Below are 25,209 nucleotides of genomic sequence, written 5' to 3'. Positions count from 1 at the left end.
AAATGAAGACCCTAGTATTTTCCTGATAATTTAATGCGAAAACTTTTCTCTTCTTGAACGGATCCCATGAATGATAAACGTAACGACAAAAGCTAAGACAAGAACAACAATAAACACTTCATTCGGAATATGAATATCAATCAGGGTCAGTCCCATTTTTACCGCAATAAAGGTAATCAATACGTACGCCGTGGTTTCAAGTTCAGGTACCCGGTTCATTAAACTGATAAAGAATGTCGCAATGCCCCGCATCATTAGAATCCCGATCATACCGCCGAGCAAGATCACCCAAACTTCGTCAGATACAGCAAGCGCCGTTAAAATACTATCAACCGAGAAAGCCAAATCCATTAACTCGACACTGATCACGGTGGCCCAGAAGAATCCGAACGTCTTTGTTAACCAGCCGCCAGGCTTGCGTTCTTCATCCTCTTCGCCCTCTTCTTTTTTTCCATACTTATCAATAAAGAATTTGACTGCCAGCCATAATAAATAAAGGGCGCCAATCAATTTAATAAACCATAATTTAATCAAAAACGTACCGAGGCCAATGAAAATAAACCGGAATAAATAGGCGCCCCACAAACCGTAAACCAAGGCTTTCTTCTGCAAATCCTTTGGCAGCGGTTTAACAAATGCTGATAACACCAATGCGTTGTCAGCCGATAAAATACATTCCAGCACAGCCAATGAAAGAATTAACCCCCATGCTTTCGGCGAGGTCAGAACCTCTGCCCACATATGCCAATCCAGCATTGAGGCATATGTAGCTAAAATATCTTCCCACATATTCATTTCTCCTTTGCAATTTAACCAATTGTATTTATGTACAGTCTTATTTTACACCTTTAAGTCAATCTAACCATAAAAATAAACCTTTAATATAAATCTTCTATATTCTTCTTTCATTAATCGACTAGTACATAATTCCATTTTATCCGATTAATACTAATGAACACGTATGTATTTTTTCACTAGGGTCTGGTGGTTCGATGTTTTTTAGAAAGCGGCCAAAGCAAAATACCATTGCAAATTACGAAATAAACGAAAAAACCATCCACGAGGTTCTTGAAAAAGCTAAACGATCCAGTGACTTCGAAACCTTTTCACCTGGAGAAACAAACGGCTTTCTCTCTATTAGTTTTTATAAATCCCTAGTGGATATGGATTTATTCAATCAATTATTTTTGGCCAATCTTAAGGAAAAGCTGCCAGCGGTAAAAAAACTCACGGATTTAAAATACATTATCCCACTCGATAGTATTGTAATTACTGGGGATATAAAGGAAATACAAAGAGGGCTCTACCATGGTGCGGTGGTAATCTTCTTACGCAATAACCTGCAGGAGTGCGCGTTAATTGGTTTACAAGACCCACGGCTTGGGAAACGGGAAACGAACGATACGGAAAATGAATTTAGTGTCATTGGACCGAAAATTGGCTTTATCGAAGATCTCAATACCAATCTCCATTTATTAAGGAGTCAATTGGTTACGTCAGATCTTATTTTTGAGGAAATCGAAGTAGGGACAAGATCCAAAACAAGAGTGGTTGTCGTCCATTTGGCCGGCGTTACAAATCCTGATTATGTACAGACTGCGAGACAGCGGATTGAAGATCTTGATGTTGATGTTCTTTACGATAATACACAGTTAGAAGAATTAATATCTGATCACGCCAGTACGCCATTTCCATTGTTTATCACTACAGAGAGGGTAGACAGAGCCATTTTCTCATTAATAAGAGGGAATGTTGTTATATTCACTGACAACTCCTGCTACGCCTTAATAGGACCAGCATCACTCATGAACTTTTTTTCCACACCCGAGGACTTTTATCTTCCTTGGGTGGTGGCTTCTTTCTTTAGAATCATCAGGATTGTTGGAATGCTCTTTTCCATCTTTGTCACTTCGTTTTATGTAGCTATCCTTACCTATCATTTTGAAATTGTCCCGAAAGATTTATTGGGACCGATTATATTTTCTAGAGCTAATGTTCCTTTCCCCCCCCGTTGTAGAGGTGCTATTTTTGGAAATAACTATTGAACTGCTTCGGGAAGCAGGGGCTAGACTGCCAACCAAAATTGGGCAAACCCTTGGAATTGTTGGCGGTATTGTTATCGGCCAAGCAACAGTGGAGGCTGCATTAACTAGTAACATTTTATTGATTCTCGTAGCATTGGGAGCATTATCTTCCTTTACTACCCCGATTTATAAAATGTCTAACACAGTTCGACTGTTGCGTTATCCATTTATTCTGCTAGCTGCGATTTGGGGTGGTTTTGGTCTCTATATCGGGATTATTTTTCTAGTAGCCCATTTACTACGTCTGAAATCTTTGGGAAGTCCTTATCTGCTGCCACTGTCTCCCTATCGTAAAGGGGGTTTTACCAATACTATCATTAGAAAAGACTTTATTTTTCATAAAAATCGCTATAAATCTTTAAGAACTCTTAGCCGTAAAAGGTTCGATCCAGCCATAAACAAGGACCCGGAAGATGGGTTAAATTCAGAGTAAATTTTGGGGAAAGGTACGATTATAATGATAAAAAATTGTAGAAGCATATCTATCGTTCTGCTGCTCTTTACTGTCGTCCTTTCCGGCTGTGCCCGAACGAATATTATCGATCAATTAAGCATTATACATGTATATGGATTTGATTTGGACGACGATGGGAATGTGGTTGGAACCGCGTTATATCCGCTTCACTCCAAGAGCAGGGGAAATGCTAGTATTCAATTTGTAGAAGAAAAAGCACCCATCGGGTCATTTGTCCCGCCAAGAAGATAGGGACTGGGAGGAAAAGACATTTTATAAAATCTATCCAGACATACCTATTTCTATAAACGTAAAGATACAGCTTCTTCATACTGGGTTGGAATCTTAAAACAAACAAGGTGATCGATTTGCAGTCAGCAGTTAAAGAAAATTCAATGGTCTCACCTTATTTCCTCTTTTTCCTGATTCATGGCTCACAGGTAGGAATTAGTGCGCTAAATTTCCAATCAAGAATCATTAAAGGAGCAGGCCAGGATGCCTGGATTTCAGTATTGGCTGTCGGGCTAAGTCTGCACCTGATTTTCTTCATGATGTTACACATTATGAAACAATCAAGCAGTGGAGATATCATATCCTTCCATAAGGATACATTCGGAAAATGGCTAGGCGGGCTTTTTAATCTTGCAATGACCTTCACTTTTTTAGTTGCTGGTTTATTAGTTTCCCACTCGTTTATCGAACTTCTCCAAGTGTGGGTGTTTGATGGAATTCCAAGCTGGGAATTTGCGCTTCTCATCTGTTTGCTGTGCTATTATATTGTTTCCGGAGGTTTTCGTATTGTTGCTGGGTTTGCCTTTTGGGGGGTAATAATTCCCAGTTTTTTGCTGCTGTCGTTACTGTACCTGTTCCATTATCGTGAAGTCTCGTACCTTATGCCATTTTTTAACCATGGAATACGAGATTACTTCAAATCTGCAAATGGAGCAGTCACAATGTATTTTGGATTTGAAACGGTCCTTGTGTATTTTCCTTTTATCAAAAGTGGACAACAGACCTCTAAATGGGGACATTTCGGTTTATTGTATACGACGATTCTGTATGTGGTCATTACGTTGGTAACGTTTATATTCTTTACCCAAGGGAAACTAAAGTTATTATCATGGCCGACCTTGACCATGATCAAAATTATCTCCTTCCCTTTTCTGGAGCGATTTGAGTTTATTTTTATCTTTACCTGGCTGTTTGTCATTCTTCCAGTTATATGCATTTATTTATGGTCTGCGGTTCGGACTGTCAAACTGACATTTCCAAAAACGAAACCAACTTATGTATTATTCTTTTTCATTTGCTGTTACTTTTTTTACAGCAGCATTTTGGAGGATATCTCTTATACAAAGCTTTTGAATAAGGTTGTCCGATTCAATGGCTTCCTCTTTATTTATGGCTATGTCCCGCTATTATTTGCCATCAGTATAATAAAAGGCTACATAAAAAATAGAAAGCAGAAATCCATTTTCTAAAGCGGGATTGCTGCTTTCTGTCTTCATTAACTAACCTTTTGCAACCGTAAATGATCAGAGATTAAAGCAATGAATTCAGCATTCGTCGGTTTTCCCTTTAATGGACTGACGGTATTTCCAAAGACAAATTCTATTTGTTCGATACTTCCGCGATTCCAGCCGACTTCAATGGCATGTCTAATCGCTCTTTCAACACGGCTTGCCGTTGTATGATATTTTTCAGCAATCGACGGATAAATTATTTTGGTGACGCCGCTCATTAATTCAACATTATGGAATACCATTTGGATGGCTTCGCGCAAAAATAAATACCCTTTTAGATTTGCTGGAATTCCTACTGAGCGCAACACATCGGTCACTCTAATTTCAATATTATCGTACTGCTTTTCCTTGATGAATACCGATTCCTTTGACACATTTAAGCCATATTCCTTTTTAGAACAAATGGACCTTATCGTATCCGATAATTGATTTAATTCAAACGGTTTTAATAAAAAGTAGGAAACGCCTAATTCATTCGCCTTTTTAATAATATCATCATTTCCAAAGGCAGTAAGCATTAACACTTTGGTAAAATTAGTTTCCGTATACAATTGTTCCAATATGACTAGACCATCGGAATGCGGCATGATCAAATCTAAAATGATAAGATCCGGTTTTTCCTTTCTAATTAGCTCCATTCCCTCTATTCCATTATGAGCAATCCCGACAACCTTCATATCGACCTGAGTGGATAAGTAATCGCTAACCAGCTCGGTTAATTGTATATTATCATCTATAATTCCAATCTTTATCATTTTTTACCAACTTCCCCTTGTTTTTTTCGACTATTACCTATTTTTCGATAATTCCGGGAGAATATCAAGAAATACTTTCCAACATTTTTTGATTGATAGGCAAGATTAATAGAGTTTTTATGTTACTATCTGTCGAAATAAGGGATGCGTTGTCACTATATAAGGACTATTAGACTAAATGTAAGATTGGAGTGGTTAACACAATTTCGACCAAAGTCTGCTGGTCATCGCTTCGGAACCTTTTTCTATAATTGAGTAGGCAGCATTTGTTATGGCTTGAGCCAATGTTTCTCCTGTTCCTGTTATATCATTAAAGCAAACCTCAGACGCCCCTTTGTTCGTATAAGTGAAGCCCAGTTCCTTTAATCGTTCCACAATGAGCACCGCATGGTCAAGATTATGCTCAGGCTGAAACTCGTGATCGTGAATAAAGATACCCTTTTCGAAATCAAACCATCTGTCCCACCTATTTAACTTCCAACCTAGTATTCTACGTGCAATCGCGTCTACCTTATACAAAATGTAATCCTCCTTTTTATTTGTTGTTATATAACAATTTAATTTAGTTAAAAGAATTATATAACAGTTTTCAGAAGATTTCCACCACTTTTTTTAAAAAAATTTTACACCCCTTAACCTTTGTTTTCTTAAATTTTCCCAATAATATGAAAGAAGCTCTGTCCCTTTTTTTCCGGGGACAGAGCTTCTTTTTGTTTTTTTGAAGAATGCATCAAGTTCCGCAAAAGGTCCGATAGGGCATGTTCGCTGCCGCAGGCAATGAGCAGTATTCCTCCTGCTCCGGAGTATAGGCATAAGGCGTGGAAAGAACCTTTAGCAACCTTTCCAAGATAGTTAAGTCACCTTCATTTTCGGCTGCCGCCAACGCCTCCTCCACCCGGTGGTTGCGCGGGATCACCGCTGGATTGGAGTTACGCATTAGCTGCTGAGCGGCTTCTTTCGATTCTTGCTGCCGCTCCAGCCGCGATTGCCATTTCTTCTGCCACTGGGTGAATTCGGTTGCACCAAACATGGCTGTGTCCTCCGGTTTGGATAGGGTTAAGGAGCGAAACGTATTGGTATAATCTGCACTATACTGCTTCATTATAGTGAGTAATTCTTCAATAAGCGGCTCATCTTCAGCCTCTTCATTAAAAATTCCCAACTTTGCCCGCATTCCTTCTAGCCAATTGGAGCGGAATTTCCCCATATAGCCTGATATTTCATTTTGGGCAAGTTCAACAGCCTTCTCCTCATTTTCATCAAGCAGCGGAAGCAGGCTCTCCGCAAATCGCGCGAGATTCCATCCGCCAATGGACGGCTGATTGCCATAAGCATAGCGGCCTTCCCGGTCAATTGAACTGAACACCGTTGCCGGATCATATTTGTCCATAAAGGCACACGGGCCGTAATCGATTGTCTCTCCACTGATTGTCATGTTATCAGTATTCATCACTCCATGGATAAAACCGACTAACTGCCACTTAGCGATTAATGCTGCCTGGCGCTTGATGACTTCGCGCAGAAGCGCTAAGTAGCGGTTGTCATCTTTTTCAATATCAGGATAATGACGGTGTATTGTGTAGTCGGCAAGAGCGCGAAGATCATCGATATTTCCCTTTCCGGCTCCATATTGGAAGGTGCCGACGCGGATATGACTGGAAGCTACTCTTGTTAAAATTGCACCAGGCAGGGCATTTTCACGGTAAACAGATTCACCCGTTAGCACGACTGCTAAACTTCGAGTGGTCGGAATCCCAAGCCCATGCATCGCTTCACTGATAATGTATTCCCGCAGCATCGGACCAAGCGCTGCCCGGCCATCGCCGCCGCGAGAAAATGGCGTTCGCCCCGGTCCTTTGAGTTGAATATCAAAACGGTCGCCATCAGGAGTTATCTGCTCGCCAAGCAGAATCGCCCGCCCGTCCCCCAGCATCGTAAAATGGCCAAACTGGTGGCCCGCATAGGCTTGGGCTATTGGCGAAGCACCATCAGGAATACTGTTTCCGGCAAACACGGCAAGGCTTTCTTCTGTTTGCAATGCCTGTGGGTTTAGCCCAAGTGCTGCAGCCAAGGTGCCATTTAGAATGACAAGGTTTGGTTCATTGACGGGTGTCGGAGTCGTTTCGGTAAAAAATGCCTTTGGCAGCCGGACGTAACTGTTATCAAAGTTCCAGCCTGGATTTGAATTTTCTTTCGTCATTGCCATCCTCCACTTCGAATTCTTGCTTTAAGTCCACTTAAAATTTGGTTTCGCGGATATATTTTGAAAATCGATTTTTCAAAACACACATATGTTCATTATATTCTATTTTCAGAGAATAAAGCCCCTTCTAGTGTCTGCTTCAGACCATTTATTATACTGCGGGCACTGAATCGGGGCCCATTTCAGCAAAATAACCTGCCATGTTCATGACAGGTTACTAAAATTTATTCCCCGACTATTTTTGCATCCTTCAGCAGGTCGTCGGTTAGGGTGATGCCCTCATCGGCAGCAGCCTTCTTGTTAACGTAGAGCTCTAATTTTTCCGGGAAGCCGACAGGAATATCAGCAGGTTTCTTTCCTTTTAAAATATCCACGGCCATTTTCCCTGTTGTGTAGCCGAGGGCATGGTAATCGAGACCGTAAGAAGCGAACGCGCCGCGTTTTACCGAATCTCCTTCACCGACAAAAGTAGGGATGTCCTGCGCATTGGCGACTGTTAATACGGATTCAAGCGCAGAAACAACGGTATTATCCTTTGGAATATAGAGGACATCGGCCCGTCCCACCAATGATTCGGCCGCCTGCTTCACTTCTGAACTAGAGGAAATCGTCGTTTCTACCGGCTCCAATCCCTCTGCTTCCAAGGCTTTCTTGGCATTCTTCACATTGACGACAGAGTTTGGCTCGCCATTGTTATAGATGATGCCAACCTTTTTAGCGCCAGGGACAAATTTTTTAATCGCGCCAATTGTATTTTTAATAGCATCGGGGTGTGTATCAGATGTTCCCGTTACATTTGCTCCTGGTTTTTCAATACTTTGCACCAATTGCGCTCCCACCGGATCGGTAATTGCTGTGAACAGGACTGGAATATCCTTTGTTGAGTTGACCACGGACTGTGCACTTGGTGTGGCAATTGCCAGAATCACGTCATTCTTGTCGGAAATCAATTTTTGCGCGATCGATGCATTATTGTTCATGTCGCCCTGAGCGTTTTGATAATCAAGTTTCAGGTTCTTTCCTTCCTCATAGCCGGCATCCTTTAATGCCTCAATAAATCCTTCACGGGCTGCATCAAGCGATGGATGCTCGACAAGCTGGGTGATACCTACTTTCACCGTCTTCTCCTGCTTCTCCCCGCCGCTAGTTTCCTTACTTCCTCCGCCACATGCGGACAGTAAAAATAGCAATCCAATCAGAACTAACCCCAAACTCTTTTTCATTTCAACTTCGTCCCCTTCTGTTTGTTTGAGAAAATTAATAATATTCAGATTTTATCACTTTTAAGCGTTAAAGGACAAGTATTTTTTTCCGAAAAATAAAAGGATAGCACAGTGACTATCCTTTACTGATCCCGATTCACGATATAATCCATTAAATGTTTGAGAAACGTCGTATTGCGCGGAATCTCCTCCAACACTTCTACGGCCAAACAATAATGATCCCACATCGCCTTTCGCGCCCCATCCAGGCCCAACACCGACACGAACGTAGAGCTGTTGTTTTCCGCATCCTTACCGATAGGTTTTCCCAGCTGGTCCAAGTCACCTTCTACATCAAGTAAGTCATCCTTGATTTGAAAGGCGATCCCGGCATGCTGAGCGAATTTCTTCAAAGCAGTCATTTCAGACTCCTTTGCCTCTGCAAGTATGGCTGGCATGATAAGTGATGCTTCAAAGGCAATCCCGGTTTTGTAAAAACTCAACAAATTTAACTGGTCCAGCGTCAATCGCTTTCCTTTTGATTCCAAATCCATCGCTTGGCCTCTGCACATATCACCTGTCGCCCGTGCTGTATATTGGATCAATTCCACTACTGCTCTTGAGTTGAATACTTCCAAAGAAGCCTGTTCCTCTACCCCCTTTTGTGTTAAAAAGAGGCCGGTTAATTCGGCAATACCTTCATTATAGGCTTCATGCAGTGTCGGCCGACCTCTTCTGAATGCGGCATTATCCTGGGACGGGAGGTCGTCAAAAATCAAGGATGCCGTGTGCATGTATTCCAACGAACGAAGGAGCGGCATGATGGCTGATTGGTCCAAACCATATCCATCCACGGCCATGACCCAAGCCATGATGGGCCGAAGCCGTTTGCCATCGCCATCCAGACTATAATTGGCTGCAGCGGTAATCGGGTCGTCTGACAGCGACCCTTTTGACAATTTCAGGTTGGTGTTAATTTGCTCCCTTACGGTTTTAATTTTTTCTAAAAAGTCTTCCTGTTCTTGGCGCTCATTCTTTAGCGAGGTCACCATATGGTCGCGCAGCAGTTTATCGAAGAAATCAACGTCATCTGCCTGCCGAACCATTTTTTGTATAAGCCGATTGAACTCAGGAATCCCGGAAGTGAACAGTTCCATCACTTCACTATATTTCTTCATGCCCAATCGTTCTTTTGCACGTTTCAATCCGTTAATCGCCCGGTCGAGAATGACTTCACATGTTTTCGGGTCGGAATTGTACACGTTATGAATTAAATTCGCGATTACCACCCAGTATAGTTCAAATGGATTAATAAGGTCTGGGCGCTGTTGGTGATATTTCATGTAATAGGTATATGGTGTGACAGCACCTTCCTCCATGTCATTGAACATGTCAGCAAAATCGTCGGCTAATTGGTTGTAGATGCCATAATAAAAGGTCCGGTCGTTAAACCCGTCATCTTCCGGGGCGCTGATGACTGAACGGGCGATCAGCCTTGAAGAGGCGGATTTTAAAATAATCGGTATGTATAGGTCTCCATTGGTGTAATTGTCTTGTGTAAGTTCTTTTTCACGGTCAATTTCCTGTGATTGAAAAAACACAAAAGCCTGCTCGAAAAAGTACTTTTTTGTCTTGGGTTGCTGCTGGGTTTTAATATATTCAAAAGCAGCGCGTAGTTCACAATGAATAAACTGGATCAGTTCCGCGTTCTCTCCGGTCCACTCACCCAATTCCGGCACTGATTCATTTAGAAGTGTGGTCCGGATTAGCTCGGAATATCGCTCTTTCTCGCTAGGTGATAGAACATCGGAATCAAGAAGGTCGTCTATGTACGGATATGTCAGGCCATAAGCAAAGCCGAGCCTTATGGCTTGATCCAGCTTTTGGCTCCGTTTTTCACGCGTGACTGTATCATCCATCTCGTCAAGTACATGCATGATGACCCCGGCAATGATCTTGATCAGCTTTCGTTGGGCATGGTCTGGTTCCATCCCCTCGGGAATATGGTCAGACACTATCTTTAATTTGTTAAATAACCAAATAACGGTTGTTTCAATGTTTTCCTCCTGAGCCCAGCGGTATAACCCGGCAAAGCTAAACATATCAGAGCTTTTCGCTTCTGATGTCAGTTGACTTTTTAAATTGTCCACAACCCGCAGTATATCGGTTTGTGTTTCTGGTGAGTTTAGGTCCTTCCCTAGATCCCGCATGTATAGATAGGAAATGCTTCGATCAAGGTAATTGTCCAATTTTCCAGTGTAATCGAGCCATTGGATGTAGCTGTGATATCCTCTTGTATTAGGATTTACTTTTTTGCTGAAAATTAAGGATAATATGGGATGACGGATATGATTGTGTTTCCACGATTGGATGTCCCTGGTCAGAACAGGTATATAGCTCTTTTGCATGACCTGTTGATAAAGTTGTTTAAAATAATCGGCCGCTTTCTCTTCGGCCTGATGATAGGCAGCATTTTTCAGTATGTCCTCATTCATACGGAGCACAACCTCTACTTAAGGTTTTATAGTTTGAGAGTAACATATATTCCTATTTAAAAATATATAGTGCTAGAAAAATAAGTTTATTACTTTATAGTGGTATTTAAAATGAGATTCTTTCGTATTAAAAGTAGGCATTGGTTACCTGGATGGTGGTAATTTCGGGACGACGGGCATTATAGTTGGCTCATAGTGACTGTGGTGGCGAAAAATCTGGAGCGACGGGCACTATAAAAGCCTCATAGTGACCGAGGGGGCGAAAAATCCGGTGCGACGGGCACTATAAAGGCCTCATAGTGACCGAGGGGGTGTAAAATCTGGAGCGACAGGCACTATAAAGGCCTCATAGTGACCGAGGGGGCGAAAATTCCGGTGCGACGGGAATTATAAACACCTTATAGTTACCGAGGTGCTAGAAAACTCTTTTTGTCGGGTTCTATGAAAGCTTTATGAAGACATTTCACTCTAGATTCCAACCAGGTTTGTCCTCATAAACCCAGCATAAGGACATTTACTATTTATCTTCCCTTAAAATATACTCATTTCCGTCCTGGTCCTTGAATGTAAACATCGTGCCAAAGCATGCTAAAAGAATTGGTATTTGGCGTCATAGATTACCAGCACATCTTAATTACCATCGCAAGCAACCTCATCGCCATGATTGTGTTTTTCATCATCGGAACAATTCTATTTATGAAAGATAAATGGGTGATGAACTAAAGCAGGGGCGGTTCTGTGCTCTCAAATAAAAGCATAGAACGGTTCCTGCCTCATTTTCCCCATAAATAACCACAGCAGGCAGCGAGTATGGAGGTTAGATACATCATTGTACCGTATAGAAAGAAACGGAAATGTTTATTATTGTTGAATAGTTGGAGCAGTTCATAATTAAAGGTGGAAAAGGTGGTGAATGAAGCTAAGAATCCTATCGTGAGAAAACTTTGTTGTTCGCTGGTAAAATGATTTGCTCCATAAAGAAATCCTGCTGCGAGAGACCCCAAAACATTGATAAAAAGAGTGGCGCTTGGAATCGAAAGGATTGTCCGGCGTGAAAATATAATACTCAAATAATAACGAGAAATGGCTCCACAAAAACCACCCGCTCCAATAATTAGAAGAAATTTCATCATAAGGTTAGCGGAATCCTTTCTCCATTTTTTGAGCCACAGCATGTCCAAGCGAGACAAACAAATATCCACCAATAATCGTTAGCATTAGGTAAAGGGAACTTGTTAACATCCCCCATTTAATAAACAGGTCCAAAACTTTCACACTAAAAGTAGAAAAGGTAGTAAATGAACCCAAGAAACCAGTAGCAAATCCGGTTCGAAATAGAGGAGAAGCACTCTCAGACTTTAATGATAAAAAAAAACCTATCATAAAACAGCCTAAAAGATTGGCAAGTAAGATTCCCGAAGAAGGAGGAAGCGGGGTACGGGATAGCATTTGATCGAAAAAATAACGCATAAAGGTACCCAATATTCCTCCCACACCTACGACAAAGTATACCATTCATATCACTTCTTTTTTCTACTACTATATTCTATAGTTTTAAAAAATTGCTTTAAAATTTTGGGTTTTAAGAAAGATTATCTAATCGCGGTCAATATTAAACCATTCCTCTTCCCATTCATCCTCTTCCCACTCACTGCACCATTGATAATTTCTTTTCTCAAAGGTTTGAATATAATTTTTTAACATTTGATGACGAACCAGTTTTTGCTCGTCTGTTAACGCCCCGGCCCAAGCATACGTTTCTATCAGTTCATAATAGTCCTGATAAATCCGGTTATAAATTTGGTCAAGGTGCTTCTTTTGGTTTTCTGTATAATGAATATTCCTTGTACAGTCTAAATCATCATCTAAATTTTCCGGTTTTAACTCCTGCTCCTCAACATTTTTCTTTTGCTGATGCTTATTTTCAGGAAGTTTTTGTTTGTTTATTACAGACCTGTTCTCTTCCCTTCCTATTTTTTCGGTGTTGGATTTATTGACGTTTTCAGGAATTTCTGCAGAGGAGGTACTGTTAAAACATAAGTAAAAAAGAAACAAAAATAGTATAAACACCATCTTTTTTATCATTGCTTTTCTCCCTTTTATAAATATATAAAGTTGCACATCAAATGACATGCAACTTTATTTTTCCATCCTTTAATCATCGTATCGGTCATCATCATGTCCATCATCATCATCATGTCCATCATCATCATCATGTCCATCATCATCATCATGTCCATCATCATCATGTCCATCATCATCCCGAGAACCTTCTCGTTCTACCTCGATCACTTTTCCTGTTTTGGCATCGATTTCCACTTCATATGTAGAGTCAACACTTTTAACCATTACCTCGTAATATTGCCTTCCATCATCCTCTTCTAGCTTTACGGAAAGCACTTTCCCTTTTACTTTACCTAAAGCAATTTCCTCTGCTCGTTTTTCCGTAATCAGGGAATCTTTCATTTGCTGCTCAGCATTCGCATGTCCATCTGGAAAATAGACACCAACCCCTAAAGGAATTATTAAGGCTAGCAAACAGATTATCTTCTTCAAAACACTATCACCCCTTTTAGTTTTTTATATTTTGTGCCAGATTTGTTTGCTTATTCATATCTCTTAAAATAATTCAAAAAAATACTCACAAAACTGGGACAAAGTCGTTCCATTGCAAGTATTAAAAGAACATTATACAGTACTAAGGATTTTCGAACAGGAGGAGAATTAAGGAATGGGGTAAGCAGTTTATTAAATTTACACAAATTAAAATGTTTTTTTAAAAAGAGATTTCATCCATTTGAACAAAAGGAGGAAGAATATATAAATTGGGGACTTGGAATTGAAGTTCCATTTTTCCTAAGTGCCAAATTTTCAGTCAAAAATAATACTGTTGCCATTGCCGGATCACAAATTACTTATGATCATTCATGGCCTATTAAATATTCTATTGTTAAATTTAGCAAGTTGGGTTTGAAGATTCAGTACTTTGACAGTGTCATTATTTATGGTGACACAATCAGTGAAGAATACCATCATACTTTTTATCTAGAAAATGGCTCCGATTATCAATTGCAAATCTTTAACAATTTCCAATACCAATCCATTGGACAGTTTCGTTTCATTCAATAAGTCATGGGGAATCAGCCCAATTTTGACAATCTATTGGATTAGCCCACTTCAATCGGACAACTGAGGCATACCTTAAACTAATCAAAGTAGGAGTTGAAAAGGAATGTTTAGTTTAACCAGCCATGAGATAAGTCATTTTCTATTAGCAATGGGCTGTTTACTCGCAATGGCTCATTTATTAGGCTATTTAGCTGAGCGCATTTACATTCCCCGCGTTATTGGGGAAGTTGCTGCCGGTTTAGTTCTCGGTCCAACGCTGCTGGGTCACTTTTTTCCCGATACTTTTAAATGGCTTTTCCTTGGATTCGAGACAGAAGATAAGTTATTCGGACTTTTATACCAATTCGGTTTGTTGATGTTAATGTTCTGCTCTGGTCTAAAATTCCAAACTAAATTTAACAGGGATGATATTAAGCTTACATCCGCTTTAGTAATAGGGGCCACCATTCCAGCTTTTATTGTTGGTTGGTTTGCTGCTGACCTTTTTAATATCACCCCTTATTTAGGCACTGCTAGTAATCCACTAGCCATAAAAATAGTAATAGCGATTTCAATTGCAATTACTTCGATACCTGTTATTTCAAAAATTTTTAATGACCTTGGTATTATGCACACAAGGTTTGCAAAAATAGTCATAGCGTGTGCGGGTATTCACGATATTCTGCTTTGGGTAGCACTAGGGTTTGCGACGGCCATAGCAAGTAATGGAGCTGTATTCACTCCAGGCGTGGCCTTCAAAAGTATCGGAATATCAGTCGGCTTTATCATCGGGACATTTATTATCGGATATTTCCTTTTTAAGCGGTTAACCATTATTAAGCAAAATCTATTATTCCGTTCATCAAACTTAGGGTATTTTTTGTTTATCATGTTTATACTTGCCTCGTTTGCAGGCAAACTTCATGTGGAAACAATTTTTGGAGCCCTTATTGCTGGTATCATTGCAAAAATGGCATTGCCAAAAGCAGTATCTGAACGATTGGAACAAGGTGTTAGTAATATTTCATTCTCTTGGTTAATCCCAATCTATTTTGCAACAGTAGGATTGCAATTAGATCTTGTCCGCCATTTTAGCCCTCTATTCTTCCTGGCCTACTTCCTGTTTGCTACCTTGACTCAAACATTGGCTGTTTATATTACCTCAAGGGCCATAAAACACGATCATTTAACCAGTCTTAACTTAGGAGTAGCGATTAATGACAGAGGAGGCCCCGGTATTGTCCTTTCATCAGTTGCCTATGCAGCGGGAATTATCAATCAGGAATTTTTCGCCATCCTTGTCATGCTGGCACTAATCACTTCCTGGATTCCGGGAACCTGGCTGCGAATTGTCGTAACCAAAGGATGGAGACTAATGCCTGGGGACGAAAACCTTACACCCCAACCAAGGAATGAGGGAAAAATCAAACCATTCAACCAATCAGTATAATACATGAAGAAGGTTCCTGTTTCTCAATTTCTGAGACTCAAGAACCTTCTCTTCATTTCACTCAAGTAAGTACTTCCTCAACACATCGAAGTCCCGGTCCGTAAGCTCAATTTTTTCTTTTAGGTATGAATCAACACCGCCGAACTGTTGTTCCAACTCATCGAAAAATGCGTGGATGTATTCAAGTCGGGCTTCAAACATGGCATCGAGAGCAGCTTGAGCCATCCCCCTGCGGTTGCTAACCCCCAATCCTGCGAAGTGTGCCTTCATCCGGTCTAAAGTTGTATTTGTATATAAGTAGTCCTCTTCAATAACTTCACGTGAAACGCCTAGCGCACTTAGTATCAATGCAGCTACTGCACCTGTTCTGTCCTTCCCCGCCATACAATGGAACAGCATTGGTGCTTGCGGTTCGGTTAGCAAAATCTCAAACACTTTTCGAAAAGCCCCTGAATACCCCGCCATTTTTCGGTTCAAAAAAACTAACAGTTCCCCAGGTTTATTCATATGCAGGTCGTGTTCTCTAAGGTCGCCAACCTGACTCACAATTTTCCTGTCGGAATTGACAGGGAGATGATTCCATTTGGCGCCTAGCAATTCCGGGTCCGGGAATTGGTCAATTTCATCTACTCTGCGGAGGTCACAGATATTTTTTATGCCAAGCTGATTGACAATGTTCAAATCATTTTCCGTTAATTTACTCAGATTTCCCGAGCGGAACAGCTTGCCCCTTTTCACGCTGTACCCATCTCTTGTTTGATGTCCTCCCAAGTCGCGAAAGTTGAAACTTCCTTCCAATCTAATCTCTTGAATAACACTGTTCATCATTGAATTCCCACCTTATATTTAACTAAGCATCATAAGCTTCTTTTTCTTCATAAACCTTTTCAGCAATTCTGCGAATATAAATTTTAATCGGTAAGATACTTACAGCTCCTACTAACAGTGTAGAAATGTTCGGAATGAAAAACATCCATATGATTGAAAGCAAATAAAAGAAATAGTAACTGATTATAGATATATAGGTTTCATTTTTTGTAATCAACCTACTTTTTAAAAATTCGCCTCGGATTGCACGTAAGTATTTAATCGATAGGATTAAGATGATTCCGACCACAGCAGCGAAAAAATATATATTCTCCGATACGAAAACGGCGGCACTGTATCCATAAAATAGGTAATCAAGTTTAGAAATTGCATTGTTAAGTGGCGTTTCGTCTAAGGCTCTACCCATTTTGTAAAACAATTTAACTTCCTTTATAAAGTCAAACTTTTGGTCAACTATTATTTTTTGTATTCTAAAGTTCAAAATATTGGAGACCAAAAATAGAGCAAGGAAAATAGATAGCAGCACTCCTATGCCGGTCATTTTTGTATAGATTAGGTGTCCCAAAGTGAGAAATACAATAATATCAAAACACATCAGGCCCACATTAAAATAAGCGTATTTCTTTACTGCCTCCATCTTTTTATTAAAAGATAGAACGACATAGTAAGTAGTTAAAAGAATAAAGATTCCGATCGTACATAAAAACAATGCCAGTTTTAAGATATTACCATCCATTGATTTTTGAGGTATAGCTAGAATAAATGCTAATAGGACAAGATAAAAAGTAATATGAAGCCTCATCATCCATTTCATTTTATTAATTCCTTATATAGGTTATATCCTTTTTAGTTCGGTTAATTCTTGAAAAATCCTTCATTTTTCTTAGAGGTGAGTCTGCTCCTTGCAATCTTTCAGATTATATAAACAAAATAATTGACCGGAGTCGATGCATTCTCCATGATAATGATAGAGGTGGTTTATTGTGCTGGACTTATTTATCAGAACAGAAAAGCAAAAAGACTGGCTGCAAAAATTGCATACAAAAGAGGCACAGTTTAAAAATAGAGCTGCGGCAATTGATGAGCAGGCTATTTTTCCAAAAGAGAATATTAAAGAATTGGTGGATCTGGGTTATCCCAGTGTGACTCTCCCTGCCGCTTACGGTGGAGAGGGCCTCAAAGTCTACGACATGGTCATGCTTCAGGAAACACTGGCGAGCTTCGATGGAAGCACGACGCTTTCGATCGGCTGGAATCTTGGTGTAGTCGGCGAACTTTTTGAAAAAAAGCTTTGGACTGAAGAGCGTTTAAACTTTTTTGCAAAAGAAATCCTTAACGGTGCTTTAGTAAATCGGGCCGCCAGTGAGGCGCAAACAGGAAGTCCAACCAGGGGCGGACGTCCTGGAACTACTGCTGTTAAGAAAAATGGAGGCTGGGTTCTGACTGGGCGGAAAATCTTTACGACAATGTCCCCTGTCTTAACCTACTTTTTAACATCGGCCTGGATAGAAGAAGAACAAAAGCAAGGGTACTTTTTGCTTCATAGAGATTTACCTGGCTTATCGATTGAAGAAACATGGGATGTCATTTCGATGAGAGGTACGGGAAGCCATGACCTTGTACTTGATGGGGTTACCGTAGAAGATTCCATGCTTGTCGAACGTCTTGAAGGACCAAGAGTCGGGAGTATTAACGGCTGGATTCTGCATATACCTGCGTGTTACCTCGGGATTGCCCAGGCAGCACGGGATTACGCTATCCAATTTGCCAATACCCATGCGCCAAACAGCCTGAATGGACCGATTAGCCAACTGCCAAATGTACAGCAGCACTTAGGGGAAATCGATTTGGAATTAATGACGGCCCGGCATCTGCTCTATAGTGTGGCAGCCGCCTACGATGATGAATCCCGCCGGGGTTATATCGAAAATGAACTTGGTGTTGTCAAGCATACCGTAACTAATTCAGCGATAAAAATTGTTGATAAAGCGATGAGAATCGTTGGGGCCAAGAGCCTGCAGCGCTCAAATCCATTGCAGCGATATTACCGTGATGTGCGCGCCGGGCTGCATAACCCGCCAATGGATGATATGACGATAAAAAAACTGGCACTGTCGGCAATTGAAAAAGATAAGGCAAAAAAGAGCTGAAATCCAGCTCTTTTTTGCCTTTCGCGGATATATTCGATTTTTCGCAGATATATTTATTTTTTCGCGGATATATGCTGCCGGCAGAACAGATCTATGTAGCCTCTAATTCTTCGCCTAATGACACGGCGATTTTAATATCGTATTCTGGCGAAACAGAAGAAGGCCTACAGATTGCTGACATTCTCCGAAAAAACAAAACGCCGATTATTGCGATTACAAGTATCGGGGAAACATGCTGCTTTCTTGGCTTTCCTTTTAAGAAGTCTTTTCCTTTCGCTGCAGCAGCACCGCCCCAATAACGATAACTCCCTTAAATGCCTCTCGTAAAAACGGCGGCACCCCGAACAAATTTAACAAATTGTTCATTACGGCGATAATCAGCATACCAAAGACGGTACCCATGATAAAGCCACGTCCGCCCATCATGCTCGTTCCACCGACAACGGCAGCGGCAATCGCGTCCATTTCCATCCCTCGGCCGGCGTTGGAGAAGTCCATTGACCCAATCCTAGAAACCTGAATGACTGCCGCAAGTGAAACTAGGAGCCCCATCAACGCATACACACGGAGCTTAACTTTATTCACATTAACACCGGAAAGCTTGGCGGCCCGCTCATTTGAACCAACAGCAATAATCTGCCGTCCAAATGTGGTCCGCTTCGACACATAATAAAGAATATAAGCAATTGCAACCCAATAGACAATTGGCATAATCATATAATTGCCAATTTTAAAACTGGCCAGCTGTAAAAAGTCAATTGGCACTGTCGGATTATATCCTTGCATAAAATGCTGAGTCACACTTCGAAAAATCATCATTGCTCCCAACGTTACGATAAACGGCGGGACATTCCCCTTTGTGATCGTTAAACCAATCAAAGCTCCCAGCAAATACCCTGCGGCCAGCATTAGAATGATGGCCGCAACAAATGCCGAAAATCCGGTCAGACCCATTCCAGCCAAAATCCCCTTGGCACCTGTGTCGAGCAGCATCATCCCAAATGCGCCCGTGACCACCAATGTGGACCCGACGGCCAAATCAATTCCCCCGGTCATAATAACAAGTGTCATTCCCAAGGCAATGATTCCAACGCTCGCATTGTTTCTCAAAATGTTAATCCAGTTGTTAGTCCAAGCCTGAAACCAATCGCCAATTGACGGATAGTCAAATCCCAACACCAATGTTTGTAAAAAAACCATAATGATTAGGGCAATCGCCGTGCTAAACAGCGGATCGTTCGACCATTTATATTTGAACCATGCAAAAAAGTTGCGTTTCTTTTTTACCCCAGCTTTATCGATATTTGGCTCCATAATTGGCCACACTCCCTTCCTTTATGTCAGCTGCCCGCCCGTCGCTAGCCTCATCATCGTAACCTCATTCATTGCCTCACCTGAAACTTCCCCTTGAATTTCTCCATGGTACATTACGAGCGCCCGGTCACAGACGCGGATAATTTCATGCGCTTCACTGGACAGTACAACAACAGCGATGTTATCCTCTGCAAGTTTTAAAATAATGTCATAAATATCTTCCTTCGCCCCGACATCCACACCTTGGGTCGGATTATCCAAGATTAGCAGTTTAGGAGAGGCCGCCAGCCATTTGGCAAGGACAATCTTTTGCTGATTTCCGCCCGAAAGGCTGGTGATGTTGTCCGTCAGTTCACCCATCTTCAACTTCAATGCGACACGCTGTTCTTCAAAGGTTTCATGATGCCTATACTTATTAATGATTCCCCTTCTTGAAAACTTAGGCCACGTGACAATCGAGGCATTTTCGATAATATTCATATCCTTGATAATGGCGTTTTCCTTTCGATTCCGTGGCAGATAGGCAATCCCTTCCTTGATTGCCTGAGTTGTACTCGAAATCTTGACCTCTTTTCCACTCAAATAAATTTTTCCCGAGGAAATTTTGTCTGCTCCGAAAATAGCTTGGAATAGTTCACTGCGGCCATCACCCAAGAGCCCGGTGAAGCCAACGATTTCCCCTGCCCTGATGGAAAAATGAATATCCCTGAAGTTGTGGTTGTATGTAAGTCCCTCGACACGCAGTATCTCGTCGCCAAGATTTTTGTTGCGCAGCAGCGGTTCTGTCCTGACATCATAGCCAACCATGAACCGGGCGAGGTCATTCGTTGTTACATTGCTGACATCACCTTCCGCGACCAGATTACCGTCCCGAAGGACAACATACCGGTTGCAAACCTGCATGACCTCTTTCAATTTGTGGGAGATAAAAATAATCCCGACATTATGGTCTCGAAGCGTCTTCATCATGCCAAAAACACGTTCAATTTCCGGGTCGGTTAATGAGGTGGTCGGCTCATCCATGATGATTATGGAGGCATTTGCCATCATCGCCCGGCAGATTTCCACGATTTGTTTGTAGGAAGCATCAAGTTCACGGACCATCATTTTTGGGTCTAGACTTACATTCATGCTCTGAAACATCTTTTGTGTTTCCTGAACCATTTTTTCAAGATCCAACATGCCGCGTTTTGTTTTCAATTCTCTTCCCAAAAACATATTTTCATAAATGGGCAGGTCGTTAATCAAATTTAGTTCCTGATGGATGAAAGCGATTCCCGCTTTTTGTGATTCCGCCGGGTTGGCAAAGGTTAGTTGCGTCCCGTCCACCGTAATAGAACCGGAATCCATCCCATGTACACCGCCAAGGATGTTCATGAGGGTAGACTTACCAGCACCGTTTTCGCCGAGCAGTGCGCAAATGTCACCGCCTTTTATCGTCAACGACACATCCTTTAACACATCATTACTACCAAAAGATTTGCGAATATTTTTCATCTCGATGATCATGAAATCACCTCCGCAGCATTTAGTAAAAAAGGGGCTACAGCTCCGCCATAACCCCTCTGCTATTCTTGTTTTCAAGTATTAATAAGGTGATTTCTCATCAAGGAATTCCTTATAATTGTCGCGGTCAACAACTGTTGTTGGAATAATTGTCTCCTCTTCGACTTTCTCACCCTTTAAAAGTTTGTTGGCGATATCGACAGCATCCTTAACCATTGCTGGGCTGTAAAGGGCAGACTGAATCCAGATATCTTGATTTTCCGGCATCATCTTGAAGTATTCCTGCATACCGCCTCCGCCCGTTACAACCTTAATATCGGTTCTGCCTGCTTCTTTAATTGCCTGCAGCACGCCAACAGAGGTTTCATCATCCATCGAGTAAACCGCATCGATTTTCGGATTCTTAGTTAAAATATCAGCAAAATCCTTCAAACCGTCTTCACGGGTAAACTGAGTAGCATATGTCAACAGCTTCATATCAGGAGCAATTTTCTTCATTGTGTCGACAAATCCTTTTTTCCTTAGCTCAGAAACTGAACCGGAAGATGGGACCTCAAGAACGACCACTGTTCCTTCTTTGCCAACCTTCTTGACAATATAGTTGGCGCCCTGAACACCCATGTCCTCGTTATCTCCGGCAACACGGTAGACACCATCCGCGTCGATGACGATATCAAAGTTTACCACCTTGATTCCCTCATCCAAGGCCCGCTTGATTGGCACTTCCATCCCTTCCCACTGCGGAAAGGCCACAATGGCTTCTGCTCCCCAAGTCATCAAATCATCCAATTGGGACGTCATTTCTTCCGCATTATTGCTGGTTTGAATCTTGTACTCTATTTCGTCCGACAATTCTTTGGCACGAACTTCTGCATTGTAAGCAACTGCGGCAACCCAGCCATGGGTAACAGCGGGTGCCAGAATGCCAATCTTGTGTTTCTTGGACCCTTTATCACCTGTCTTACCCGAATCTTCATCACCCGTTGTTTTGTCACTGCTGCAGGCCCCAAGAATCGGCACCATAATCAATAACACTAGCAACATCCAAGAAAAAGTCTTTTTCATTTTCATTTCAACTACGTACCCCCTTTAATATGAAACTAGTAATCTATTGCAATATTAAATTGAAACCGTTAGCTCACTTGAAGCATTTTCATTCCATTCACCAATACATTTGGGGTCTACGGTCTTATACCTGAACCTCCCGCCCTGTATCCAAGGCAGTTTCAATTGCTGTTAACAGCTTAAGGGTGTATAGTACATCATCCAATGGGATGATTTTGTTTTCCTGGTTGGTTTCTAGACAATTCACGAAGTAGGATAGTTCATTGTGAAAGGCATCGCCTCGATCGGCGGCAATCTGAGACGTTTCATTGTTGGAGTAGTAGATGAACTGATTCTGGCTGTCATTGATGTTCTCAATATTTTCACCAGCAACAATCTTGAAGTCTAATGCACTTTGGGCTGTTTGTGCCCGTAGTGACATCGTAAAGGGATATCCTGTTGGCATTCGCTGCGAGGCTTCGACAGTGGCAGTACTGCTATTTTTAAAAATGAGTGTCGTCACGACGTGATTCCATGCACCGTATTTGTTTTTATGGCCTACTGCATAGAGTGACTCAACCTCACCGAGTAAATACGTAACGAAATCAATGTCATGAATATGCAGGTCAAATAAGGCACCGCCACTTTGTTCGGGGTACTGGAACCATGTGCTCCATTTCGGCTCCTGTCCCAGGCGGCTGGCATGAACTATCTCAATATCTTTTAATTTGTCGGTTCCACTGTAGGATTTAATGACCTGATATTCCGGCCAAAATCTAAGTACATGACCAACATATAACTGCACATTATTTTTCTCAACAGCATCGATAATCCTTTGTGCGGACTGAAGCGTTAAGGTTAACGGCTTTTCACAGATAATATGCTTTCCGGCATTCGCCGCTTGGATGATATACTGTTCATGCAAAAAAGTAGGGAGGCAAATATCAATGATGTCGATCTCCTTATCCTGTAATAAATCATGATAATCCGAGACCTGACCCTTCCCTGGATTTCTCGAATAGATTGACTTTACCCGGCAATTGTCTATTTTTTGATAGGCTTCCAAATGCGTCTTGCCCATAAATCCCAATCCAACCAGCCCAATTGTTTTCATGAGTTTCTACCCAATAATTGCGAAAGATAGTGGAATGATTTTTTGACACTATGGTTGACAGTTTCAAGACTCGCCGGCCCTGCCGGGGTAAATTCAATTTCAACACTGATCGGCCTTTGATAATTTGTTTCCTTAAGCGTTGCAAAAATCTTTCCGAAGTCAAGGTCCCCGTCGCCAATGGCTGGGAAATTCCACTCGGTATAAGCACCGAGCTTATCCTTCAGGTGAATGAATTCAACGTAATCAGCGGAGGCCTCCAGGTCTTCGTATGGCATCTTATTTCCGTAAAATATAACATTAGCAGTATCGTAATTAATTTTGACACGGTCGTTTAACGCTTTTGCTAGTTTTTTTAGTGAAACGCCGGTTGGGTAGTTATTGCCGTGCGTTTCCAGGACAAGCTGTTTGCCCAGCTTCTCGCATTTCTCAATAATCGGCAGGAGATTTTTGACTAATACCGCTTCATCTTCAATCACATCGGTGTCATTATGGGCGTCACCGGTAGCGGTAATGACATACTTGCAATTAAATTCCACCGCAAGGTCTATGCCTTTTAATAGATTGTTAACTCCTGCTTGCGTCATGATATTACTATGGGCACCGATCCCGATGCAGGTCATGCCGTAGTCTCGAAGCAATTCCTTAATATCATCGAGTTCTTGAGCAGACATATCTGGCAGCAAATGTGGGGTATGATTGACTGCAGCTAGTTCAATCTGGGTGAATCCTGCCTCACTTGCTCCTCTAACTGCTTCCTCCAAGGAAAAACCGTGATACGTATTCGAATTGATTGCAAGCTGATTTAACATTTCAACCCACCTTCTGTAATTGATTACATTTCCAATATTACAACGGCGATAATATTTGTTAAAATATGGTATGTAATCCATTACAATTATAGTATAAAAAATTTACTATTCCGTCAATTATTTTCAGGACATTTGACCTACTGAAACTAGTCTATGAACCTAATATTTTTTCAATCACCTTAAGACTGGATAGTACCTGCTTCCCTGTTACAAGCGGTTCTTTGTCGTGAATAATACTGTCGATAAAGGCATCAATGACGCCGGATTTTGTTTGGTTATCATTGGTTTGGATGGGCTCCAGTTCGTATTTAATCACTGCGCCATCCTTACTTTCAACAATCAGCTGATACTCAGGATGTTGATAGATTTTAAGAATCCCTTTTTGACAGTAGATGGTTGTTGAATTATCTTCCGCACCGTAATAGGTCCAAGAAAATGAAGCCGTACCCAAGCGGCCCTTTTTCGTCTTCAACGCACAGACAACATTGTCGCAAACTTCAATTGGCTTCCCAGTTTCATCGATTTTATCAAGGGCACCGTGAAAAGCATGAACATCCTCAATTTCATCGTCCAACAGATAGTGGATCAGGTCAATTTTGTGTATACCTAGGTCACCGGCTACTCCGGAGTGCGAACGTTCTTTTTTAAAAAACCAGGTGGCATTCGATTTATCGACGCCCCAGCTTTCAGGGCCCTGATGACCGAAGCTGGTTTTAAAGGTCAGCACCTCGCCGAGTTCCTTGCTGGCGATGATTTCCTTTGCCTTTTGATGGGCTTTAGTAAAACGCTGGTTATGGTCGACCATTAATTTCTTACCTGATTTCTGCGCTGCTTGTATAATTTGTTCCGCATATTCAACCGAGATTGCCAATGGCTTTTCACAAAGAACATGCTTGCCGCTCAGCAATGCATTGGTGGAATTAATATGGTGAGCTTCGTTCGATGAACAGTCGCTAACTGCTGTTATGGTTGGGTCTTGCAGCAGTTCTTCCACACTTTCCACCGCCCGGCCGCCAAATTCCTGGGCCAGCTCCTTCGCTCTTGCAAAGTTACGGTCAAAAAAAACAATCTCGTCGACATGGGGATTGGCTTTATATTCCGGGGCATGCCGGAATTTAGTAATTGACCCGCAGCCGATAATGCCAACTTTAATACCCATATGTACCACTC

The 25,209-nt window shown here is 41.5% G+C and carries 25 protein-coding genes and 1 pseudogene; 8 read left to right on the top strand and 18 right to left on the bottom strand.

All coding sequences use genetic code 11. The annotated features are described in order from the left end of the window. Positions 1-30: 30 nt before the first annotated feature. Complete coding sequence (locus ACZ43M_RS06970) at positions 31-795, bottom strand: TerC family protein (RefSeq protein WP_464506687.1); 765 nt, start codon at positions 793-795, stop codon at positions 31-33. Between the two features lie 197 nt (positions 796-992). On the opposite strand from ACZ43M_RS06970, the pseudogene ACZ43M_RS06965 reads away from it, so the two are divergent. From ACZ43M_RS06965 to ACZ43M_RS06955, 3 genes and pseudogenes are all read left to right on the top strand, one after another. Next, a pseudogene (locus ACZ43M_RS06965) lies at positions 993-2,517 on the top strand (spore germination protein). Between the two features lie 24 nt (positions 2,518-2,541). After that, positions 2,542-2,790, top strand: a complete 249-nt coding sequence (locus tag ACZ43M_RS06960) for a hypothetical protein (RefSeq protein WP_464506686.1) — start codon at positions 2,542-2,544, stop codon at positions 2,788-2,790. 116 nt (positions 2,791-2,906) lie between these two features. After that, entirely contained in the window at positions 2,907-4,019 is a 1,113-nt protein-coding gene (locus ACZ43M_RS06955; RefSeq protein ID WP_464506685.1) for a GerAB/ArcD/ProY family transporter, read from the top strand. A gap of 26 nt (positions 4,020-4,045) precedes the next feature. Here the strand turns inward: ACZ43M_RS06955 and spo0A are convergent, their stop codons facing one another. The 5 genes from spo0A to ACZ43M_RS06930 form a co-directional block, all read right to left on the bottom strand. Next, positions 4,046-4,816, bottom strand: a complete 771-nt coding sequence (spo0A, locus tag ACZ43M_RS06950; protein ID WP_464506684.1) for a sporulation transcription factor Spo0A — start codon at positions 4,814-4,816, stop codon at positions 4,046-4,048. A 195-nt stretch (positions 4,817-5,011) separates the two neighbouring features. Continuing rightward, entirely contained in the window at positions 5,012-5,335 is a 324-nt protein-coding gene (locus tag ACZ43M_RS06945) for a BC1872 family protein (RefSeq protein ID WP_464506683.1), read from the bottom strand. A 211-nt stretch (positions 5,336-5,546) separates the two neighbouring features. Beyond that, positions 5,547-7,022 (bottom strand): protein adenylyltransferase SelO, encoded by a 1,476-nt coding sequence (locus ACZ43M_RS06940; RefSeq protein ID WP_464506682.1) that lies wholly within the window; start codon positions 7,020-7,022, stop codon positions 5,547-5,549. Positions 7,023-7,243: 221 nt separating this feature from the next. Next, on the bottom strand, positions 7,244-8,242 hold the full coding sequence (locus ACZ43M_RS06935) for an ABC transporter substrate-binding protein (protein WP_464506681.1): 999 nt from the start codon (positions 8,240-8,242) through the stop codon (positions 7,244-7,246). Positions 8,243-8,364: 122 nt separating this feature from the next. Continuing rightward, positions 8,365-10,716 carry a polyprenyl synthetase family protein gene (locus tag ACZ43M_RS06930; protein WP_464506680.1) on the bottom strand — a complete coding sequence of 784 codons (2,352 nt, stop codon included), beginning with the start codon at positions 10,714-10,716 and terminating at the stop codon, positions 8,365-8,367. Between the two features lie 585 nt (positions 10,717-11,301). Here ACZ43M_RS06930 and ACZ43M_RS06925 point away from each other — a divergent pair. Then, a complete protein-coding gene (locus tag ACZ43M_RS06925) occupies positions 11,302-11,439 on the top strand; it encodes a hypothetical protein (RefSeq protein ID WP_464506679.1) in 138 nt (45 codons plus the stop codon). 50 nt (positions 11,440-11,489) lie between these two features. On the opposite strand, the gene ACZ43M_RS06920 is transcribed toward ACZ43M_RS06925, so the two are convergent. The 4 genes from ACZ43M_RS06920 to ACZ43M_RS06905 all read right to left on the bottom strand — a co-directional run bounded on the left by ACZ43M_RS06920 (position 11,490) and on the right by ACZ43M_RS06905 (position 13,272). Beyond that, positions 11,490-11,849 (bottom strand): fluoride efflux transporter FluC, encoded by a 360-nt coding sequence (locus tag ACZ43M_RS06920; protein WP_464506678.1) that lies wholly within the window; start codon positions 11,847-11,849, stop codon positions 11,490-11,492. Positions 11,850-11,853: 4 nt separating this feature from the next. Next, the gene (locus tag ACZ43M_RS06915) at positions 11,854-12,231 is read right to left on the bottom strand and encodes a fluoride efflux transporter FluC (protein WP_464506677.1); all 378 of its coding nucleotides are present in this window, start codon (positions 12,229-12,231) and stop codon (positions 11,854-11,856) included. An 81-nt stretch (positions 12,232-12,312) separates the two neighbouring features. Beyond that, on the bottom strand, positions 12,313-12,801 hold the full coding sequence (locus ACZ43M_RS06910) for a DUF2680 domain-containing protein (RefSeq protein ID WP_464506676.1): 489 nt from the start codon (positions 12,799-12,801) through the stop codon (positions 12,313-12,315). A gap of 69 nt (positions 12,802-12,870) precedes the next feature. Then, positions 12,871-13,272, bottom strand: coding sequence for a PepSY domain-containing protein (locus ACZ43M_RS06905; RefSeq protein WP_464506675.1), 402 nt, complete (start codon positions 13,270-13,272; stop codon positions 12,871-12,873). Positions 13,273-13,686: 414 nt separating this feature from the next. On the opposite strand from ACZ43M_RS06905, the gene ACZ43M_RS06900 reads away from it, so the two are divergent. Both ACZ43M_RS06900 and ACZ43M_RS06895 read left to right on the top strand, forming a co-directional pair. Then, positions 13,687-13,845, top strand: a complete 159-nt coding sequence (locus ACZ43M_RS06900) for a hypothetical protein (RefSeq protein WP_464506674.1) — start codon at positions 13,687-13,689, stop codon at positions 13,843-13,845. A gap of 103 nt (positions 13,846-13,948) precedes the next feature. After that, a complete protein-coding gene (locus ACZ43M_RS06895; protein WP_464506673.1) occupies positions 13,949-15,274 on the top strand; it encodes a cation:proton antiporter in 1,326 nt (441 codons plus the stop codon). A 57-nt stretch (positions 15,275-15,331) separates the two neighbouring features. Here the strand turns inward: ACZ43M_RS06895 and ACZ43M_RS06890 are convergent, their stop codons facing one another. Further along, positions 15,332-16,102 (bottom strand): tyrosine-protein phosphatase, encoded by a 771-nt coding sequence (locus ACZ43M_RS06890; RefSeq protein WP_464506672.1) that lies wholly within the window; start codon positions 16,100-16,102, stop codon positions 15,332-15,334. 22 nt (positions 16,103-16,124) lie between these two features. Beyond that, complete coding sequence (locus ACZ43M_RS06885) at positions 16,125-16,916, bottom strand: hypothetical protein (protein ID WP_464506671.1); 792 nt, start codon at positions 16,914-16,916, stop codon at positions 16,125-16,127. A gap of 169 nt (positions 16,917-17,085) precedes the next feature. Here ACZ43M_RS06885 and ACZ43M_RS06880 point away from each other — a divergent pair, with 169 nt between their 5' ends. Further along, positions 17,086-18,252: an acyl-CoA dehydrogenase family protein gene (locus ACZ43M_RS06880; protein WP_464506670.1), complete on the top strand. Its 1,167-nt coding sequence runs from the start codon at positions 17,086-17,088 to the stop codon at positions 18,250-18,252. A 71-nt stretch (positions 18,253-18,323) separates the two neighbouring features. Then, positions 18,324-18,551 carry an SIS domain-containing protein gene (locus ACZ43M_RS06875; protein ID WP_464506669.1) on the top strand — a complete coding sequence of 76 codons (228 nt, stop codon included), beginning with the start codon at positions 18,324-18,326 and terminating at the stop codon, positions 18,549-18,551. Here ACZ43M_RS06875 and ACZ43M_RS06870 read toward each other — a convergent pair. The 6 genes from ACZ43M_RS06870 to ACZ43M_RS06845 all read right to left on the bottom strand — a co-directional run bounded on the left by ACZ43M_RS06870 (position 18,508) and on the right by ACZ43M_RS06845 (position 25,198). Beyond that, positions 18,508-19,566 (bottom strand): ABC transporter permease, encoded by a 1,059-nt coding sequence (locus ACZ43M_RS06870; RefSeq protein WP_464506668.1) that lies wholly within the window; start codon positions 19,564-19,566, stop codon positions 18,508-18,510. The genes ACZ43M_RS06875 and ACZ43M_RS06870 overlap by 44 nt on opposite strands. Before the next feature lie 21 nt (positions 19,567-19,587). Next, positions 19,588-21,075: a sugar ABC transporter ATP-binding protein gene (locus ACZ43M_RS06865; RefSeq protein WP_464506667.1), complete on the bottom strand. Its 1,488-nt coding sequence runs from the start codon at positions 21,073-21,075 to the stop codon at positions 19,588-19,590. A gap of 78 nt (positions 21,076-21,153) precedes the next feature. Further along, positions 21,154-22,143, bottom strand: a complete 990-nt coding sequence (locus tag ACZ43M_RS06860) for an ABC transporter substrate-binding protein (protein ID WP_464506665.1) — start codon at positions 22,141-22,143, stop codon at positions 21,154-21,156. 118 nt (positions 22,144-22,261) lie between these two features. Then, positions 22,262-23,230 (bottom strand): Gfo/Idh/MocA family protein, encoded by a 969-nt coding sequence (locus ACZ43M_RS06855; RefSeq protein ID WP_464506664.1) that lies wholly within the window; start codon positions 23,228-23,230, stop codon positions 22,262-22,264. After that, positions 23,227-24,039: a sugar phosphate isomerase/epimerase family protein gene (locus ACZ43M_RS06850; RefSeq protein WP_464506663.1), complete on the bottom strand. Its 813-nt coding sequence runs from the start codon at positions 24,037-24,039 to the stop codon at positions 23,227-23,229. The genes ACZ43M_RS06855 and ACZ43M_RS06850 overlap by 4 nt, the downstream gene beginning before the upstream one ends. Positions 24,040-24,190: 151 nt before the next feature. Continuing rightward, a complete protein-coding gene (locus tag ACZ43M_RS06845) occupies positions 24,191-25,198 on the bottom strand; it encodes a Gfo/Idh/MocA family protein (RefSeq protein WP_464506662.1) in 1,008 nt (335 codons plus the stop codon). Positions 25,199-25,209: the final 11 nt, after the last annotated feature.

The sequence above is a fragment of the Neobacillus sp. B24 genome (assembly GCF_055381825.1).
Note: the sequence above shows the minus strand (reverse complement) of the source record. Positions and strands in the feature narration are given on the sequence as shown.

Excerpts from the sequence above, each read along its gene's own strand:
- ACZ43M_RS06970 (WP_464506687.1), bottom strand. The coding sequence starts at position 795 with ATGAATATGTGGGAAGATATTTTAGCTACATATGCCTCAATGCTGGAT.
- ACZ43M_RS06960 (WP_464506686.1), top strand. The coding sequence starts at position 2,542 with ATGATAAAAAATTGTAGAAGCATATCTATCGTTCTGCTGCTCTTTACT.
- spo0A (WP_464506684.1), bottom strand. The coding sequence starts at position 4,816 with ATGATAAAGATTGGAATTATAGATGATAATATACAATTAACCGAGCTG.
- ACZ43M_RS06940 (WP_464506682.1), bottom strand. The coding sequence starts at position 7,022 with ATGGCAATGACGAAAGAAAATTCAAATCCAGGCTGGAACTTTGATAAC.
- ACZ43M_RS06935 (WP_464506681.1), bottom strand. The coding sequence starts at position 8,242 with ATGAAAAAGAGTTTGGGGTTAGTTCTGATTGGATTGCTATTTTTACTG.
- ACZ43M_RS06930 (WP_464506680.1), bottom strand. The coding sequence starts at position 10,716 with ATGAATGAGGACATACTGAAAAATGCTGCCTATCATCAGGCCGAAGAG.
- ACZ43M_RS06925 (WP_464506679.1), top strand. The coding sequence starts at position 11,302 with ATGCTAAAAGAATTGGTATTTGGCGTCATAGATTACCAGCACATCTTA.
- ACZ43M_RS06920 (WP_464506678.1), bottom strand. The coding sequence starts at position 11,849 with ATGATGAAATTTCTTCTAATTATTGGAGCGGGTGGTTTTTGTGGAGCC.
- ACZ43M_RS06915 (WP_464506677.1), bottom strand. The coding sequence starts at position 12,231 with ATGGTATACTTTGTCGTAGGTGTGGGAGGAATATTGGGTACCTTTATG.
- ACZ43M_RS06910 (WP_464506676.1), bottom strand. The coding sequence starts at position 12,801 with ATGATAAAAAAGATGGTGTTTATACTATTTTTGTTTCTTTTTTACTTA.
- ACZ43M_RS06895 (WP_464506673.1), top strand. The coding sequence starts at position 13,949 with ATGTTTAGTTTAACCAGCCATGAGATAAGTCATTTTCTATTAGCAATG.
- ACZ43M_RS06890 (WP_464506672.1), bottom strand. The coding sequence starts at position 16,102 with ATGATGAACAGTGTTATTCAAGAGATTAGATTGGAAGGAAGTTTCAAC.
- ACZ43M_RS06885 (WP_464506671.1), bottom strand. The coding sequence starts at position 16,916 with ATGAAATGGATGATGAGGCTTCATATTACTTTTTATCTTGTCCTATTA.
- ACZ43M_RS06875 (WP_464506669.1), top strand. The coding sequence starts at position 18,324 with ATGCTGCCGGCAGAACAGATCTATGTAGCCTCTAATTCTTCGCCTAAT.
- ACZ43M_RS06870 (WP_464506668.1), bottom strand. The coding sequence starts at position 19,566 with ATGGAGCCAAATATCGATAAAGCTGGGGTAAAAAAGAAACGCAACTTT.
- ACZ43M_RS06865 (WP_464506667.1), bottom strand. The coding sequence starts at position 21,075 with ATGATCATCGAGATGAAAAATATTCGCAAATCTTTTGGTAGTAATGAT.
- ACZ43M_RS06860 (WP_464506665.1), bottom strand. The coding sequence starts at position 22,143 with ATGAAAATGAAAAAGACTTTTTCTTGGATGTTGCTAGTGTTATTGATT.
- ACZ43M_RS06855 (WP_464506664.1), bottom strand. The coding sequence starts at position 23,230 with ATGAAAACAATTGGGCTGGTTGGATTGGGATTTATGGGCAAGACGCAT.
- ACZ43M_RS06850 (WP_464506663.1), bottom strand. The coding sequence starts at position 24,039 with ATGTTAAATCAGCTTGCAATCAATTCGAATACGTATCACGGTTTTTCC.
- ACZ43M_RS06845 (WP_464506662.1), bottom strand. The coding sequence starts at position 25,198 with ATGGGTATTAAAGTTGGCATTATCGGCTGCGGGTCAATTACTAAATTC.